The 17,580-nt window shown below is 60.6% G+C and carries 11 protein-coding genes; 10 read left to right on the top strand and 1 reads right to left on the bottom strand.

Features of this window, described 5'->3' with window-relative positions; genetic code table 11:
* Nucleotides 1-263: 263 nt before the first annotated feature.
* Complete coding sequence (locus ACQKP4_RS11975; protein ID WP_427633405.1) at nucleotides 264-2,705, bottom strand: penicillin-binding protein 1A; 2,442 nt, start codon at nucleotides 2,703-2,705, stop codon at nucleotides 264-266.
* Between the two features lie 218 nt (nucleotides 2,706-2,923).
* Here ACQKP4_RS11975 and ACQKP4_RS11980 point away from each other — a divergent pair, with 218 nt between their 5' ends.
* The 10 genes from ACQKP4_RS11980 to ACQKP4_RS12025 all read left to right on the top strand — a co-directional run bounded on the left by ACQKP4_RS11980 (nucleotide 2,924) and on the right by ACQKP4_RS12025 (nucleotide 17,438).
* The gene (locus ACQKP4_RS11980) at nucleotides 2,924-3,988 is read left to right on the top strand and encodes a pilus assembly protein PilM (RefSeq protein WP_427633326.1); all 1,065 of its coding nucleotides are present in this window, start codon (nucleotides 2,924-2,926) and stop codon (nucleotides 3,986-3,988) included.
* A complete protein-coding gene (locus tag ACQKP4_RS11985; RefSeq protein WP_427633328.1) occupies nucleotides 3,988-4,554 on the top strand; it encodes a PilN domain-containing protein in 567 nt (188 codons plus the stop codon). The genes ACQKP4_RS11980 and ACQKP4_RS11985 overlap by 1 nt, the downstream gene beginning before the upstream one ends.
* Nucleotides 4,551-5,174 (top strand): type 4a pilus biogenesis protein PilO, encoded by a 624-nt coding sequence (gene pilO / locus ACQKP4_RS11990; RefSeq protein ID WP_427633330.1) that lies wholly within the window; start codon nucleotides 4,551-4,553, stop codon nucleotides 5,172-5,174. Before ACQKP4_RS11985 ends, pilO begins: the two co-directional genes overlap by 4 nt.
* A complete protein-coding gene (locus tag ACQKP4_RS11995) occupies nucleotides 5,171-5,698 on the top strand; it encodes a pilus assembly protein PilP (RefSeq protein ID WP_427633332.1) in 528 nt (175 codons plus the stop codon). Before pilO ends, ACQKP4_RS11995 begins: the two co-directional genes overlap by 4 nt.
* Before the next feature lie 13 nt (nucleotides 5,699-5,711).
* Nucleotides 5,712-7,790: a type IV pilus secretin PilQ gene (pilQ, locus tag ACQKP4_RS12000; protein ID WP_427633333.1), complete on the top strand. Its 2,079-nt coding sequence runs from the start codon at nucleotides 5,712-5,714 to the stop codon at nucleotides 7,788-7,790.
* Between the two features lie 4 nt (nucleotides 7,791-7,794).
* Nucleotides 7,795-8,313 (top strand): shikimate kinase AroK, encoded by a 519-nt coding sequence (aroK, locus tag ACQKP4_RS12005; RefSeq protein ID WP_201192108.1) that lies wholly within the window; start codon nucleotides 7,795-7,797, stop codon nucleotides 8,311-8,313.
* A gap of 150 nt (nucleotides 8,314-8,463) precedes the next feature.
* Entirely contained in the window at nucleotides 8,464-9,564 is a 1,101-nt protein-coding gene (aroB, locus tag ACQKP4_RS12010; RefSeq protein WP_427633336.1) for a 3-dehydroquinate synthase, read from the top strand.
* A gap of 10 nt (nucleotides 9,565-9,574) precedes the next feature.
* On the top strand, nucleotides 9,575-11,188 hold the full coding sequence (locus tag ACQKP4_RS12015; protein ID WP_427633338.1) for an AAA family ATPase: 1,614 nt from the start codon (nucleotides 9,575-9,577) through the stop codon (nucleotides 11,186-11,188).
* A gap of 349 nt (nucleotides 11,189-11,537) precedes the next feature.
* Nucleotides 11,538-15,986, top strand: coding sequence for a glutamate synthase large subunit (gene gltB / locus ACQKP4_RS12020; protein WP_427633340.1), 4,449 nt, complete (start codon nucleotides 11,538-11,540; stop codon nucleotides 15,984-15,986).
* Between the two features lie 33 nt (nucleotides 15,987-16,019).
* The gene (locus ACQKP4_RS12025) at nucleotides 16,020-17,438 is read left to right on the top strand and encodes an FAD-dependent oxidoreductase (RefSeq protein ID WP_427633342.1); all 1,419 of its coding nucleotides are present in this window, start codon (nucleotides 16,020-16,022) and stop codon (nucleotides 17,436-17,438) included.
* The last annotated feature ends 142 nt before the right edge of the window (nucleotides 17,439-17,580 follow it).

The following is a 17,580-nucleotide window of genomic DNA, read 5'->3' on the forward strand; positions in this document are numbered from 1 at the left end:
CAGCGCCACACCGGGCCTCTTCGCGACCACCCCCCCCCCAACATTGAAATGCATTCCCTGTGGGAGCGGGCTTGCTCGCGAAGAGGCCGGTTCAGCCAACACAAAATATGAGGCAACAAAAGCCCCACAATGCTCCCACATTGAAATGTATTCCCTGTGGGAGCGGGCTTGCTCGCGAAGAGGCCGGTTCAGCCAACACAAAATATGAGGCAACAAAAAGCCCCGCGCTTCTCTCGAAGGCGGGGCTTTTCGCTGCTAAGCGATCAGAACAAATCGATCGGCGCCGCTTCATCCGCTGGCAGCGGGCTACCCGGCGCAGTGCCGTTGCCCAGCTCATTCACCGACGGTGGCGTATCTTCCGACTTGAACAGCTCGAAGTAAGCGCCCGGCGTGCCCGGGCTGGCCGCGCGACCGCTGATCGGATCGACCCGCAGGCTGAGGATGCCTTCCGGCTCTGGCTGGGTGTGTGGCGGCTTGTCTTTCAGCGCCGCCGACATGTAGTTCATCCAGATCGGCAGCGCCACTGTGCCGCCGAACTCGCGTTTGCCCAGGCTTTCGGGTTGGTCGAAACCGGTCCAGACCGTGGTCACGTAATCAGCGTTATAACCGGAGAACCACGCATCCTTGGATTCGTTGGTTGTACCGGTCTTGCCCGCGATGTCGCTGCGCCCCATCGCCAGTGCGCGACGACCGGTGCCGAGCTTGATCACGTCCTCCAGCATGCTGTTGAGGATGAAAGTGGTGCGGCCATCGACAATGCGCTCGGCCACGGCTGGCGTTTGCGGCGCGGTGCCGGGTGCGGTCGCCGCTTCGCCCGGCGGGGGGTTGACCGTGAACGTCTGCGCGGCCGGTGCGGCGATGCCGCTGCTGGCGGCGTCGCCCTGCGGCACGCTCGGCGGGTTGGCGACGAACAGCGTGTCGCCGTTGCGGCTTTCGATCTTGTCGATGATGTACGGCGTGATCTTGTAGCCGCCGTTGGCGAAGGTGCTCCAGCCGGTGGCGATTTCCATGGGCGTGAGGGTCGCAGTGCCCAAGGCGAGGGACAGGTTGCGCGGCAGGTCCTGCTTGTTGAAGCCGAACTTGCTGATGTAGTCGATGGTGCGGTCGACGCCCAGCGCCTGCACCAGGCGGATCGACACCAGGTTGCGCGACTTGTACAAGCCTTCGCGCAAACGAATCGGCCCAAGGAAGGTATTGGTGTCGTTCTTCGGTCGCCAGACCTTGTCCAGGTATTCGTCGACAAACACGATCGGCGCGTCGTTTACCAGCGTGGCGGCGGTGTAGCCGTTATCCAGCGCCGCGCTGTAGACGAACGGTTTGAAGCTCGAGCCCGGTTGGCGCTTGGCCTGCATGGCGCGGTTGTAATTGCTCTGCTCGAAGGCAAAACCACCGACCAGCGAGCGGATGGCACCGTTCTGCGGATCAAGCGACACCAGCGCTGCCTGCGCCTGCGGGATCTGGCTGAATTTCAGCGAATTGTCCGGCTGGCGCTGCACGCGAATCAGATCGCCGACTTGCGCCACGTCCGCCGGTTGCTTCGGATTGGCGCCCATGCTGTTGGTGTTCAGGAACGGGCGCGCCCATTTCATGCTGTCCCAGCCGACATGTTCGTCGCCGGTGCGGGTCATCACTTGCAGGCCCGTTTTGTCGACCTGGGTGACGATGGCGGGCTCCAGGCCGCTGATGGTGCGCTGCTTGGTCAGCTCGGTGGCCCACGCCTCGCGAGTCTTGCCTGGCAGGCGCGATTCAGGACCGCGATAGCCGTGCCGCTGGTCGTAGGTCATCAAGCCTTCGTGGACGGCGGAGTTGGCCATTTCCTGCAAGTTGCTCGGCGCCGTTGTGGTGACGCGGAAACCTTCGGTGTAGGCATCGCTGCCATAGCGGCCGACCATCTCGGCGCGGGCCATTTCAGCGATGTACGGCGCATTAACTTCCGGCGTCGGCACGTGATAGCTGGCGTTCAGAGGTTCGTTGATTGCAGTGGTGTAGTCGGCTTCGGTGATCTTTCCGAGCTTGTACATGCGCCCAAGGATCCAGTCGCGACGTTCTTTACTGCGCGCCGGGTTGGCCAGCGGGTTGAAGCGCGATGGGGCTTTTGGCAGGCCGGCGATCATCGCCATCTGCGCGAGAGAGACATCACGAATCGACTTGCCGTAGTAAACCTGCGCGGCGGCTTCGATGCCGTAGGCGCGGTTACCCAGGTAGATCTTGTTGACGTACAGCTCAAGGATCTCGTCCTTGGTCAGTTGCCGTTCGATCTGCAGGGCCAACAGAATTTCGGTGGTTTTGCGCGAGAAGCTGCGTTCGCTGGTCAGGAAGAAGTTCTTCGCCACCTGCATGGTGATGGTGCTGCCGCCGGACTGAATGTGTCCGCTTTTTACCAACTGAGTGGCGGCACGCATCAGGCTGCTCGGGTCGACGCCGTAATGGTTGGCGAAATTATCATCTTCAGCACTTAGTAACGCATTTATGAAGTTGGGGGGAATGTCGGCGAAACGGATCGGTGTGCGGCGCATTTCGCCAAATTCTGCGATCAACTTGTTGTCGCTGCTGTAGACCCGCAACGGAATCTGCAACTGGATGCTTCTCAGAGCCTCCACGGACGGCAATCCCGGACTAAGGTAAAGATAGGCGCCACTGAGACCTAAGAGCAGTCCGCAGAAAACGGCGACGATGGACCAACCGAAAAATTTCAGCAGACGAATCAAGGCTTTTGGACATCCAGGGCAAAGAATGAATGAGGCGTCAGGGGTCCGGATTACAGAGAACAACCCGCGCTTGCAATAAAAAGCGGAAAAAAACGCTGGGCATTATAAGCATTTTTCCGTGGTGAGCGTCATTTGCGCTTCTGTCAAGACGGGGTGATTGAACGCAATGGATATTACAGAGTCCGTAACTCACGGATAGTCATAGGGAATTGGTAGTGCTAGGACTCTTCAATAAAAAGGCCAACACGCTTTTGGGGATCGATATCAGCTCCACGTCGGTAAAGCTGCTGGAGCTGAGCCGGCAGGGCGACCGGTATCGGGTCGAGGCTTATGCCGTCGAACCGCTGCCAGCGAACGCTGTGGTCGAGAAAAATATCGCCGAACTCGAAGGCGTGGGCCAGGCACTCACCCGTGTGCTGCAAAAGGCCCGAACCAGCCTCAGAAACGTCGCCGTGGCCGTGGCAGGTTCGGCGGTCATCACCAAGACCATCGAGATGGACGCCGGTCTTTCCGACGACGAGATGGAAAACCAGCTGAAGATCGAGGCCGATCAATACATTCCCTATCCACTGGACGAAGTCGCCATCGATTTCGAAGTCCAGGGCGAGTCGGTGCGCAACCCAGAGCGGGTCAATGTGCTGCTGGCCGCCTGTCGCAAGGAAAACGTCGAAGTTCGTGAGGCGGCGCTGGCACTGGCCGGCCTGACCGCACGGGTGGTAGACGTCGAAGCCTATGCGCTGGAGCGCTCGTTCGGCCTGCTGTCGAGTCATCTGGCCGCGTCACAGGAGCGCCTGACGGTCGCCGTTGTCGACATCGGCGCCACCATGACCACCCTGAGCGTGCTCTACAACGGGCGGATCATCTACACCCGCGAACAACTGTTCGGCGGTCGCCAACTCACGGAAGAGATCCAGCGACGTTACGGGCTGACCATCGAACAGGCCGGGCTGGCGAAAAAACAGGGCGGCTTGCCGGACGATTACGTCAGCGAAGTCCTGCAACCCTTTCGCGATGCGCTGGTGCAGCAAGTCTCGCGTTCGTTGCAGTTCTTCTTTGCCTCCGGCCAGTACAACGCGGTCGATCACATCCTGCTGGCCGGTGGCACGGCGTCGGTGCCGGGGCTTGACCGGTTGATCGAGCAGCGGCTGGGCACGCCGACCCAGGTTGCCAATCCGTTTGCCGACATGGCCCTGAGCAACAAGGTCAATGCCGGCGCCCTGGCCAGCGATGCGCCAGCACTGATGATTGCCTGTGGTCTGGCCCTCAGGAGTTTCGACTGATGGCGCGGATCAACCTTTTACCCTGGCGTGAAGAACTGCGTGAACAACGCCGCAAGCGCTTTTTTCTTGCGCTGATCGGCGTTCTGGCAGGTTCCGTGGGGGCGATATTGATCGCGGACCAGGTGATTGGCAGCGCCATCGACCGGCAAGTCGCTCGCAACGATTACATCGGCAAACAAATTGCCCTGGTCGATGAGCGAATCAAGCAGATCAGCGATCTGAAGGCTCGTCGTCAGCAACTGGTCGAGCGCATGCGCATCATCCAGGACCTGCAAGGGAACCGGCAGATCAGCGGGCGGATTTTTGATCAGTTGGCGCGCACGTTACCGGAAGGGGTGTATTTCACCGAAGTGAAAATGGTCGGCAAAACCCTGTCGATCACTGGCGCGGCGGAGTCCAACAACCGTGTTTCCGACCTGATGCGCAACCTTGATGCGTCCGACTGGTTCGACGCGCCCAGCCTCACTGAGGTCAAGGCGACCACCGCCGGCCAGCTGGATCAGGCCAACGTTTTCCAGTTGACCGTTCGCCAGACTCAGCCCACGGCCACGGGGGACGACAAATGAGGCCGTCCGAGTGGTTCGAAGGGCTGCGCAACATCGATATCAACGATCTGGACACCAGCAACATCGGTTCCTGGCCGCCGGCGATCAAGGCGGTGGTGGGGGCTTTGCTGATGGTGCTGGTGCTGGCGCTGGGGTACACGTTCTACCTCAGCGATCTGCAAGATCAGCTGGCGTTGAAGGGCGAGGAAGAATCGACGCTCAAGGAGCAATTCGCCTCCAAGGCGCGGTTGGCGGCCAACCTGGAGCTCTACACCCAGCAGATGAAGGAAATGGAGAATTCCTTCGGCGTGCTGTTGCGCCAACTGCCCAGCGATACCGAGGTGCCGGGTTTGCTGGAGGACATCACCCGCACCGGGCTCGGCAGCGGGCTGGAGTTCGAAGAGATCAAATTGCTGCCGGAGGTTACCCAGCAGTTCTATATCGAGCTGCCGATCCAGATCACCGTGACCGGCGCCTATCACGACCTGGCGACTTTTGTCAGCGGCGTGGCCGGGCTGCCCCGGATTGTCACCCTGCATGATTTCGACCTCGCCCCGGCCAACCCCGAGGGCGGGCAGAAGCTGCGCATGAGCATCCTGGCCAAGACCTACCGCTACAACGACAAGGGGCTGCAAAAATGAGCCCGCTTCGTTGCTTGTCGATGGTGCTGTTGTTTGTCGGTCTGGGCGGTTGTGGTGGGGGCAATGACTTCAGCGACCTCGACGCTTACATGAACGAAGTGCGCCTGCGACCGCCCGGCAAGATTGAACCAACGCCGACATTCCGGTCTTACCCAACATTCACCTACAACGCCGCCAACCTGCGCAGCCCTTTCTCGCGGCAGGTGCGGATTGATCTGGCCGGCCAGAAGCGCGGTTCGCGCAACGTCAAACCCGACCCCAGCCGGGTCAAACAGTACCTCGAAGGTTTCAACATCGAGCAGTTTGAAATGGTCGGCACGATCTCCAATGCAGGTGGCTCCTTTGCGCTATTGCGCGGGGCGGGCGGCGTGCATCGGCTGAAAGTCGGCGATTATCTGGGGCGCAACTATGGTCGGATCGTCGCCATCAGCGGCTCACAAGTCGATGTGGTCGAAATCGTTCCCGATGGCGAGGGCGCCTGGCTGGAACGACCAAGGACCATCCCTTTGAAAGAGCACTCATAGTGGAACTCGAATAATGAACAGGATTTTCTCAACCCTCGGTATCTCGCTATGGATAGCGTTGTTGTCGCCGATGGTGCAAGCGGCCAACCTCAAAGCGCTGGATGTTGCAGCGCTGCCGGGTGACCGTGTCGAGTTGAAGTTGTCTTTCGATGCACCGCCACCGGAACCCCGGGGTTATACGACCGAGCAGCCGGCGCGGATTGCGCTCGACCTGCCTGGCGTGGCCAGCCAGTTGGCGAACAAGAACCGCGATCTGGGCGGCGGCAATGCCCGCAGCGCCACGGTGGTGGAAGCCAAGGATCGTACGCGACTGATCATCAACCTGACGCAATTGACGCCCTACAGCGCAAGGGTTGAAGGCAACAATCTGCTGGTGGTCGTCGGGCAAGGCGCCAATAGCAAAGCGATGAAACCGGCCAGCGCCCCTCGCGCCGCGGTTGCAACGCCGGCGCCGGCAAAAACCTACGCGCCTGTGAGCAAAGGCATTCGTGGTGTCGATTTCCAACGCGGCACCCAGGGTGAAGGCAATGTGGTGATCGACCTGTCAGACCCTTCCATCGCGCCGGACATCCAGGAGCGCGACGGCAAAATAATCCTCGGTTTTGCCCGGACGCAGTTGCCCGAGAAGTTGCGGGTGCGTCTGGACGTCAAGGATTTCGCCACCCCGGTGCAGTTCGTCAACGCCAGCGCCACGGGTGATCGGGCCACGATCAGTATCGAACCCAGCGGCGCTTTCGATTATTCGACCTACCAGACCGACAACAAGCTGACCGTCAGCATTCGTCCGATGACCGTTGACGACTTGCAAAAGCGTAACGCCGAGCGCTTTGCCTACACCGGGGAAAAGCTGTCGCTGAATTTTCAGGACATCGATGTGCGTTCGGTACTGCAACTGATCGCCGACTTCACCAACCTCAACCTGGTGGCCAGCGACACGGTGCAGGGTGGCATTACCTTGCGCTTGCAGAATGTGCCGTGGGATCAGGCGCTGGACCTGGTGCTGAAAACCAAAGGTCTGGACAAGCGCAAGATTGGCAACGTCCTGCTGGTCGCTCCGGCGGATGAAATCGCCGCGCGCGAGCGCCAGGAGCTGGAATCACAGAAACAAATTGCCGAACTGGCGCCGCTGCGGCGCGAACTGTTGCAGGTCAACTACGCCAAAGCCGCCGACATCGCCAAACTGTTCACCTCGGTGACCAGTGCCGAGGCCAAAGCCGACGAGCGCGGCTCGATCACGGTCGATGACCGCACCAACAACATCATTGCCTATCAGACTCAGGACCGGCTCGACGAGCTTCGGCGGATTGTCGCGCAGCTGGATATTCCGGTGCGCCAGGTGATGATCGAAGCGCGAATCGTCGAAGCCAACGTCGACTACGACAAAAGCCTGGGCGTGCGCTGGGGCGGCTCGGTGCAGAACAAGGGCAACTGGAACACCTCCGGGGTCAGCAACGGTTCGTCGACCACCATCGGCACTCCGGGCAGCACCAGCACCAACTCACCGTTCGTCGACATGGGCACGGCTGGCAATACGTCGGGGATCGGCATCGCCTTCATCACGGACAATGTGTTGCTGGACCTTGAACTGACGGCGATGGAGAAGACCGGTAACGGCGAAATCGTCTCGCAGCCCAAGGTGGTCACGTCCGACAAGGAAACCGCAAAGATCCTCAAAGGCACCGAGATTCCATATCAGGAAGCGAGCTCCAGCGGCGCTACGTCGGTATCTTTCAAGGAAGCCTCGCTGTCGCTGGAAGTGACGCCACAGATCACTCCGGACAACCGCATCATCATGGAGGTCAAGGTCACCAAGGATGAGCCGGACTACCTGAACAAGGTGCAGGATGTACCGCCGATCAAGAAAAACGAGGTCAACGCCAAGGTCCTGGTCAACGATGGCGAGACCATCGTGATTGGTGGGGTTTTCTCAAATACTCAGAGCAAGGTTGTAGATAAGGTGCCATTTCTCGGTGATGTGCCGTATCTTGGCCGCCTTTTCCGGCGTGACGTGGTTTCGGAGAAAAAATCCGAGCTGCTGGTATTTCTCACTCCGCGTATCATGAACAACCAGGCGATTGCTGTGAGTCATTGATTCTGTGCGAAATTTGATTCTTGTTGGACCGATGGGGGCTGGAAAAAGCACCATCGGCCGGTTGCTGGCCAAAGAGCTGCGCCTGCCGTTCAAAGATTCCGATAAGGAAATTGAATTGCGCACGGGCGCCAATATCCCGTGGATCTTCGATAAGGAAGGTGAGCCCGGCTTTCGTGATCGCGAGCAAGCGATGATCGAAGAGCTGTGCGCCTGCGACGGCGTGGTGCTGGCGACGGGTGGCGGTGCGGTCATGCGCGAGGCCAATCGTCGGGCGCTGCACGCCGGTGGTCGGGTGGTTTACCTGCACGCCTCTGTCGAACAACAGGTCGGACGCACGGCGCGCGATCGCAATCGGCCGTTGCTGCGTACCGCCGACCCGGCCAAGACCCTGCGGGATCTGCTGGCGATCCGCGATCCGCTCTACCGCGAGATTGCCGATCTGGTGGTCGAAACCGATGAGCGGCCGCCGCGAATGGTCGTGCTCGATATCCTCGAGCGCTTGCAACAGCTACCTCCCCGTTAAAGCGCAGCGCGAAATGCGCTATCCTCGGCGTCCTGTCATGGCCGCTCAGGGCTGTGGCAGATGGCTATCAACCGGCGTCGCATCAGCAGGCACCGTGGACATTCGTTAACTCAAGGCAGGACGCCTGATTCATCTTCACTGTGGGGACACATGCAGACACTCAAGGTCGATCTAGGCGAGCGCAGCTACCCGATTCATATTGGCGAAGGTTTGTTGGATCAGCCTGAGCTGCTGGCCCCGCACATTCGCGGACGGCAAGTAGCGATCATCTCCAACGAGACTGTTGCACCGCTCTACCTCGAACGTCTGACCCGCAGCCTCGCGCAATTTTCGGTGATTTCCGTGGTGCTGCCGGACGGCGAAGCCTTCAAGACCTGGGAAACCCTGCAACTGATTTTCGACGGTTTGCTGACCGCCCGGCACGACCGCCGCACCACCGTGATCGCCCTCGGCGGCGGTGTGATTGGCGACATGGCCGGTTTTGCTGCGGCTTGCTACCAGCGCGGTGTTGATTTCATCCAGGTGCCGACCACGCTGCTGTCGCAAGTCGACTCTTCGGTGGGCGGCAAGACCGGGATCAATCATCCGTTGGGCAAGAACATGGTCGGCGCCTTCTATCAGCCGAACGTGGTGCTCATCGACACCGCCTCGCTCAATACCTTGCCGCCCCGCGAGTTGTCAGCCGGGCTGGCCGAAGTCATCAAATACGGGCTGATCTGCGACGAGCCGTTCCTGAGCTGGCTCGAAGAAAACGTCGAGCGCCTGCGCGCCCTCGACCAGGTCGCCCTGACATACGCGATCAAGCGGTCCTGCGAGGCCAAGGCCGAGGTCGTCGGTGCCGACGAAAAGGAAACGGGGGTGCGCGCCACGCTTAATCTGGGCCATACCTTCGGCCACGCCATCGAAACTCACATGGGCTATGGTGTCTGGCTACATGGTGAAGCGGTGGCTGCTGGCACCGTAATGGCATTGGAAATGTCCGCGCGACTGGGCTGGATCAGCGAACAAGAGCGCGATCGCGGCATTCGCCTGTTCCAGCGTGCCGGCCTGCCGGTCATCCCGCCTGAAGAGATGACCGAAGCCGATTTTCTCGAACACATGGCAATTGACAAGAAAGTGATCGACGGTCGTTTGCGCCTGGTGCTGCTGCGCCACATGGGCGAAGCGGTGGTGACCGACGATTATCCGAAAGAGGTTCTACAGGCCACGCTGGGAGCGGATTACCGCGCCCTGGCTCAGCTTAAAGGTTAATAAGATTCCGATGACTAGTTTGCACGCCGACGAGGCTTTCCTCGGCCATTACCAGTTAAGTCATGACCCTTTTGCTCCACGGGTGCCTGGCTTCAAATTCTTCCCGGCCCAGCGCAAACCCGTGCTGGGGCAGCTGCATCATCTGGCGCGTTACAGTCAGTTGCTGCTGGTGGTTACCGGCCCGCAAGGCAGTGGCAAGACCCTGTTGCGCCAGGCCCTGGTGGCCAGCACCAACAAGCAATCGGTGCAGAGCGTGGTGGTTTCCGCCCGTGGCGCCGGCGATGCGTCCGGCATTTTGCGCCAGGTGGCGCAGTCGCTGAACGTCGCCCAGGCCGAGATCGGCGCGATTCTGGCTCAAGTGGTGCAACTCGCGCTGACCGGCCAGGAAGTCTACTTGCTGGTGGATGATGCCGAGCAACTCGACGAATCCGCGCTGGAAGCCTTGATGGCGCTGGCCGCCGGTGCACCGGAAGGTCGCCCGCACGTGTTCCTGTTCGGCGAGTCTTCGCTGATCGCTCAACTGGAGGCGCTGAGCCTTGAGGAAGAGCGCTTTCACGTCATCGAACTGCAGCCGTACACCGAAGAGGAAACCCGCGAATATCTGGTTCAGCGCCTCGAAGGTGCCGGGCAGGGTGTCGAACTTTTCACCGCCGATCAGATCTCTGATATTCACGAAAGCTCTGACGGTTGGCCTGGCAACATCAACCAGGTCGCCCGCGATGCAATGATCGAAGCAATGATTGCCAGCCGCTCTGCGGTAAAGCGTCCAAGTATGGGGTTCAACATGCCGAAGAAACACGTATTGGCGATTTCCGCCGTTGTCGTGGTCGCGGTAGCCGCCGCCTGGTTGATGCCGGGTCGCAGCAAAGCACCGACCACTGGCGCACCTGCCAATGAACAGGCACAACTGCCGCTGGGTCAGGGCACGCCACAACCCAATAGCGGCGGCGCGCCTTCCGTCGAATTCGCCGGTAACTCGCAACCGATGCCATTGCCGCTGGTCGGCAACTCGCAACCGGTCATGCGCGGTCCTCTCGCCGAAGCGGCCGGTGGCATCACCGAAGGCGACGACGGCGTGCCAGTCGAAGGCTCCAGCGCCACGCCACCCACCGTGACCACCACTGCGCCGCCGGCCGGTATTCAGCCTGGTCCGGCGCCGACGCCAGCCGCCAAACCAACGCCTGTGCCGACGCCTGCGCCGACGCAGGTCGCGACGGCCAAGCCAGTCCCGGTTGCGCCTGCAGTGAAGCCGGCGCCAGCGCCAGCGCCCGCGAAACCTGCCGCCGTAGCGACCGCCAAACCTGCCGAAAAACCAGCCGCCCCTGCCAAGGGTGCGGGTGGCACCTGGTATGCCGGTCAGCCAACGAGCAACTATGTGGTGCAGATCCTCGGCACCAGCTCTGAAGCGACCGCGCAAAACTTCGTGAAAGAGCAGGGCGGCGAGTACCGCTACTTCAAGAAAGTCCTCAACGGCAAGCCGCTTTACGTCATCACTTACGGTAACTTCGCCAATCGCGATGCAGCCGTTACCGCCATCAAGGCCTTGCCAGCGAAGGTTCAGGCTGGTAAACCTTGGCCTCGCACTGTCGCCAGCGTCCAACAGGAACTGGCAACAACTCGCTGAAGATTCGGCGGCCTTACCCAGGCCGCCTCTCCCGGCACCTCAAAATTTCTGCAAGCGCGCGCGACCCTCAAGGCCGCGTACCTTGTGGTGTCTGCGTCACAGTAGTCTTTGAGTCGTAGCGGTCAAAATTAAAAAAGTTTTGACTAGCACAGCAGATCGCTTTAAACCTTTCACAAATGCGACATAGATTTGCGACAGTTCGTCGTCAAATTTGTGAGCCCCTGTGTCGGTGTGTACAATGACCTCCCTTTTGCCCCCGCTAAGCTGGCGTACGTTCAGCGCGGATGGTAAGTGGTTGAATTGAAAAGAAATTTGCCTCGGTAAGAGGCAGCCTGGTGAGAAAGTGTCTATGAAAGCAGGTCTGTACCAACCAGATGAATTCAAGGATAACTGCGGTTTCGGCCTGATAGCCCATATGCAGGGCGAACCCAGTCATACCCTTTTGCAAACGGCCATCGAGGCCCTGACCTGCATGACCCACCGCGGTGGGATTAATGCTGACGGCAAGACCGGTGACGGTTGCGGTCTGCTGATTCAGAAGCCGGACGTGTTCCTGCGAGCCATCGCCCAGGAAACCTTCGGCGTCGAACTGCCCAAGCAATATGCCGTGGGCATGGTCTTCTTCAATCAGGACCCGGTCAAAGCCCAGGCCGCTCGCGAAAACATGAATCGCGAGATCCTGGCTGCCGGCCTGACGCTCGTCGGCTGGCGCAAAGTGCCCATCGATACCAGCGTCCTCGGCCGCCTGGCCCTTGAGCGCCTGCCGCAGATCGAACAGGTGTTCATCGGTGGCGAAGGCCTGAGCGATCAGGAGATGGCGATCAAGCTGTTCAGCTCCCGTCGTCGTTCGTCCGTGGCCAACGCTGTCGACACCGACCACTACATCTGCAGCTTTTCGCACAAGACCATCATTTATAAAGGCCTGATGATGCCGGCGGATTTGACCGCCTTCTATCCAGACCTCAGCGACCAGCGCCTGCAAACCGCAATCTGCGTGTTCCACCAGCGCTTCTCGACCAACACCCTGCCGAAATGGCCGCTGGCGCAACCGTTCCGCTTCCTGGCGCACAACGGCGAGATCAACACCATCACCGGCAACCGCAACTGGGCCGTGGCCCGTCGCACCAAGTTCGCCAACGACCTGATGCCTGATCTCGAAGAACTCGGGCCGCTGGTCAACCGCGTCGGTTCCGACTCCTCCAGCATGGACAACATGCTCGAGTTGATGGTCACCGGTGGCATCGACCTGTTCCGTGGCGTGCGGATGATCATCCCGCCTGCGTGGCAGAACGTCGAGACCATGGACCCGGATCTGCGGGCGTTCTACGAATACAACTCGATGCACATGGAACCGTGGGACGGCCCGGCCGGCGTGGTCATGACCGACGGTCGCTACGCGGTCTGCCTGCTCGACCGTAACGGTCTGCGTCCGGCGCGTTGGGTCACCACCAAAAACGGTTTTATCACCCTCGCCTCGGAAATCGGTGTCTGGAACTACCAGCCTGAAGACGTGATTGCCAAGGGCCGTGTCGGCCCGGGCCAGATCTTTGCCGTGGACACCGAAACCGGCCAGATCCTCGACACCGACGCCATCGACAACCGCCTGAAGTCCCGTCATCCGTACAAGCAATGGCTGCGCAAGAATGCCCTGCGCATCCAGGCGACCATGGAAGACAACGACCACGGTTCGGCATTTTACGACGTCGATCAGCTCAAGCAATACATGAAGATGTACCAGGTCACGTTCGAAGAGCGCGACCAGGTGCTGCGTCCGCTCGGCGAACAAGGCTACGAAGCCGTGGGCTCGATGGGCGACGATACGCCGATGGCCGTGCTGTCCCAGCGCGTGCGTACGCCGTACGACTATTTCCGTCAGCAATTCGCGCAGGTCACCAACCCGCCGATCGACCCGTTGCGTGAAGCCATCGTCATGTCGCTGGAGATCTGCCTCGGTGCCGAGCGCAATATCTTCCAGGAGTCGCCGGAACACGCTTCGCGCGTGATCCTCAGCTCGCCGGTCATTTCTCCGGCCAAGTGGCGCTCGCTGATGAACCTCGATCGTCCGGGCTTCGAACGCGCGATCATCGACCTCAACTACGACGAAAGCATCGGCCTCGAAGCGGCGATCCGCAACGTCGCCGATCAGGCTGAAGAAGCCGTGCGCGCCGGTCGTACCCAGGTTGTGCTGAGTGACCGTCACATTGCTCCGGGCAAATTGCCGATCCACGCCTCCTTGGCCACTGGCGCGGTGCACCACCGCCTGACCGAAAAAGGCCTGCGCTGCGACTCCAACATCCTCGTGGAAACCGCCACCGCTCGCGACCCGCATCACTTTGCGGTGCTGATCGGCTTCGGTGCCTCGGCGGTCTACCCGTTCCTGGCCTACGAAGTGCTGGGCGACCTGATCCGGACCGGTGAAGTGCTGGGCGACCTGTATGAGGTGTTCAAGAACTACCGCAAAGGCATCACCAAAGGTTTGCTGAAGATCCTGTCGAAGATGGGCATTTCGACCATCACCTCGTATCGCGGTGCGCAGTTGTTCGAAGCCATCGGCCTGTCCGAAGAAGTCTGCGAGCTGAGCTTCCGTGGTGTGCCGAGCCGCATCAAGGGGGCGCGTTTCGTCGACATCGAAGCCGAGCAGAAAGCCCTGGCCGCCGAAGCCTGGAGCCCGCGCAAGCCGATCCAGCAAGGTGGTTTGCTGAAGTTCGTCCACGGTGGCGAATATCACGCGTACAACCCGGACGTGGTCAACACCCTGCAAGCCGCTGTGCAGCAGGGCGACTACAGCAAGTTCAAGGAATACACGGCGCTGGTGGACAACCGTCCGGTGTCGATGATCCGCGACCTGTTCAAGGTCAAGACCCTGGACACGCCGCTGGACATCAGCGAGATCGAACCGCTGGAGTCGGTGCTCAAGCGCTTCGACTCGGCGGGCATCTCGTTGGGCGCCCTGTCACCGGAAGCTCACGAAGCCCTGGCCGAAGCCATGAACCGCCTCGGTGCGCGTTCCAACTCCGGCGAAGGCGGCGAAGACCCGGCGCGCTACGGCACCATCAAAAGCTCGAAAATCAAGCAAGTCGCGACGGGTCGCTTCGGGGTGACCCCGGAATACCTGGTCAACGCTGAAGTGCTGCAAATCAAAGTCGCCCAGGGCGCCAAGCCCGGCGAAGGTGGCCAGTTGCCTGGCGGCAAGGTCAACGGGCTGATCGCCAAGCTGCGTTACGCAGTGCCGGGCGTGACCCTGATTTCGCCGCCACCGCACCACGACATCTATTCGATTGAAGATTTGTCGCAGCTGATTTTCGACCTCAAACAAGTCAACCCGAAGGCGCTGGTCTCGGTGAAGCTGGTCGCGGAAGCGGGCGTCGGCACCATCGCCGCCGGTGTGGCCAAGGCCTACGCGGACTTGATCACCATCTCCGGCTACGACGGCGGCACCGGCGCATCGCCGCTGACCTCGATCAAATACGCGGGCGCACCGTGGGAACTCGGCCTGGCCGAAACCCACCAGACCCTGCGCGGCAACGACCTGCGCGGCAAGGTCCGGGTGCAGACCGACGGCGGTCTGAAAACCGGCCTCGACGTGATCAAGGCCGCGATCCTCGGCGCTGAAAGCTTCGGTTTCGGCACCGCGCCGATGATCGCGCTGGGTTGCAAATACCTGCGCATCTGCCACCTGAACAACTGCGCCACTGGCGTCGCGACGCAGAACGAGAAGCTGCGCAAGGACCACTACATCGGCACCGTCGACATGGTGATCAACTTCTTCACCTACGTCGCCGAAGAAACCCGTGAGTGGCTGGCCAAGCTGGGCGTGCGCTCCCTCGAAGAGCTGATCGGGCGTACCGATCTGCTGGAAGTTCTCGAAGGCCAGACCGCCAAGCAGCAACACCTGGACCTGACGCCGTTGCTCGGCAGCGATCACATCCCGGCCGACAAGCCGCAGTTCTGCCAGGTCGAGCGCAACCCGCCGTTCGACAAAGGCCTGCTGGCCGAGAAAATGGTCGACATGGCCACCTCGGCCATCAACGACATGAGCGGCGCCGATTTCGCGCTGGATATCTGCAACTGCGACCGTTCCATCGGCGCGCGGATCTCCGGTGAAATCGCCCGCAAGCACGGCAACCAAGGCATGGCGAACGCGCCGATCACCTTCCGCTTCAAAGGGACGGCCGGTCAGAGCTTCGGTGTGTGGAACGCCGGCGGCCTGAACATGTACCTGGAAGGCGACGCCAACGACTACGTCGGCAAAGGCATGACCGGCGGCAAACTGGTCATCGTTCCGCCGAAGGGCAGCGTCTACAAGACTCAGGACAGTGCCATCATCGGCAACACCTGCCTGTACGGCGCCACCGGTGGCAAGCTGTTCGCCGCTGGCACCGCAGGCGAGCGTTTTGCCGTGCGTAACTCCGGTGCTCACACCGTGGTTGAAGGCACCGGCGATCACTGCTGCGAATACATGACCGGTGGTTTCGTCTGCGTCTTGGGCAAGACCGGTTACAACTTCGGCTCAGGCATGACCGGTGGTTTCGCCTACGTGCTCGACCAGGACAACACCTTCGTTGACCGGGTCAACCACGAACTGGTGGAAATCCAGCGGATCAGCGGCGAAGCGATGGAAGCCTATCGCAGCCACCTGCAACGCGTTCTGGACGAATACGTCACGGAAACCGACAGCGAATGGGGTCGTAACCTCGCTGAAAACCTCGACGACTACCTGCGCCGTTTCTGGCTGGTCAAGCCAAAGGCTGCCAACCTGAAATCGTTGCTTTCCAGCACCCGTGCCAACCCGCAGTGATATGCGCCTGAAGAGTTTGATGAGGTTTTAACAATGGCTGAACGTCTGAATAACGACTTCCAGTTCATCGACGTCGGGCGCAAAGATCCGAAGAAGAAACTGTTGCGTCAACGCAAGAAAGAGTTCGTGGAAATCTACGAACCGTTCAAACCCCAGCATTCGGCCGATCAGGCCCACCGCTGCCTGGGTTGCGGTAACCCGTATTGCGAATGGAAGTGCCCGGTGCACAACTTCATTCCCAACTGGCTGAAGCTGGTGGCCGAGGGCAACATCCTCCAGGCCGCCGAGCTGTCGCACCAGACCAACACCCTGCCGGAAGTGTGCGGCCGGGTGTGCCCGCAGGATCGTCTGTGCGAGGGTGCCTGTACCCTCAACGACGGCTTCGGCGCGGTGACCATCGGTTCGGTCGAGAAGTACATCACCGACACCGCGTTCGCCATGGGCTGGCGCCCGGACATGTCCAAGGTCAAGCCGACCGGCAAGCGTGTCGCGATCATCGGTGCCGGCCCGGCCGGTCTGGGTTGTGCCGACGTGCTGGTGCGCGGTGGCGTGGCTCCGGTGGTGTTCGACAAGAACCCGGAAATCGGTGGCTTGCTGACCTTCGGTATCCCGGAGTTCAAGCTGGAAAAGACCGTGCTGAGCAATCGTCGCGAAGTCTTCACCGGCATGGGCATCGAGTTCCGCCTGAACACCGAAGTGGGCAAGGACGTGACCGTCGAGCAACTGCTTGAAGAATACGATGCCGTGTTCATGGGCATGGGCACCTACACCTACATGAAGGGCGGCTTTGCCGGTGAGGACCTGCCGGGCGTGCATGACGCGCTCGACTTCCTGATCGCCAACGTCAACCGCAACCTGGGCTTTGAAAAGTCGCCGGAAGATTTCGTCGACATGAAAGGCAAGAAAGTCGTGGTACTGGGCGGCGGCGACACGGCGATGGACTGCAACCGTACGTCGATTCGCCAGGGCGCCAAATCGGTGACCTGTGCCTATCGTCGTGACGAAGCCAACATGCCGGGCTCGCGCAAAGAGGTGAAGAACGCCAAGGAAGAAGGGGTGAAATTCCTCTACAACCGCCAGCCGATCGCCATCGTCGGCGAAGACAAGGTTGAAGGCGTGAAAGTGGTCGAGACCCGTCTCGGCGAGCCGGACGCCCGTGGCCGTCGCAGCCCTGAGCCGATTCCGGGTTCCGAGGAGATCATCCCGGCCGACGCCGTGGTCATCGCCTTCGGTTTCCGCCCAAGCCCGGCGTCGTGGTTCGAACAGCACAGCATCCAGACCGACAGCCAGGGCCGCGTTGTGGCCCCGGAACAAGGCCAGTACAAGCACCAGACCAGCAACCCGAAAATCTTCGCCGGTGGCGATATGGTTCGTGGTTCCGACCTGGTGGTAACGGCCATCTTCGAAGGCCGCAATGCCGCCGAAGGGATCCTGGATTACCTGGGCGTCTAAACCCGTTCCACCTGATTGAAATGCAATACCTGTGGGAGCTGGCTTGCCAGCGATAGCATCACCTCGGCCTAACTGACAAACCGAGGTGTCTGCATCGCAGGCAAGCCAGCTCCCACAATGGTTTGTGGAGTTGCGAAAACCG

Origin of the sequence: Pseudomonas sp. NPDC086278, assembly GCF_050280905.1 — a bacterium.
In the GTDB taxonomy this organism is placed as follows: domain Bacteria; phylum Pseudomonadota; class Gammaproteobacteria; order Pseudomonadales; family Pseudomonadaceae; genus Aquipseudomonas.

What these genes read in the sequence shown, in the direction of transcription:
- ACQKP4_RS12025 (WP_427633342.1), top strand. Translation starts at nt 16,020, where the DNA reads ATGGCTGAACGTCTGAATAACGACTTCCAGTTCATCGACGTCGGGCGC.
- pilO (WP_427633330.1), top strand. Translation starts at nt 4,551, where the DNA reads ATGAGGCCGTCCGAGTGGTTCGAAGGGCTGCGCAACATCGATATCAAC.
- gltB (WP_427633340.1), top strand. Translation starts at nt 11,538, where the DNA reads ATGAAAGCAGGTCTGTACCAACCAGATGAATTCAAGGATAACTGCGGT.
- aroB (WP_427633336.1), top strand. Translation starts at nt 8,464, where the DNA reads ATGCAGACACTCAAGGTCGATCTAGGCGAGCGCAGCTACCCGATTCAT.
- pilQ (WP_427633333.1), top strand. Translation starts at nt 5,712, where the DNA reads ATGAACAGGATTTTCTCAACCCTCGGTATCTCGCTATGGATAGCGTTG.
- ACQKP4_RS12015 (WP_427633338.1), top strand. Translation starts at nt 9,575, where the DNA reads ATGACTAGTTTGCACGCCGACGAGGCTTTCCTCGGCCATTACCAGTTA.
- ACQKP4_RS11995 (WP_427633332.1), top strand. Translation starts at nt 5,171, where the DNA reads ATGAGCCCGCTTCGTTGCTTGTCGATGGTGCTGTTGTTTGTCGGTCTG.
- ACQKP4_RS11985 (WP_427633328.1), top strand. Translation starts at nt 3,988, where the DNA reads ATGGCGCGGATCAACCTTTTACCCTGGCGTGAAGAACTGCGTGAACAA.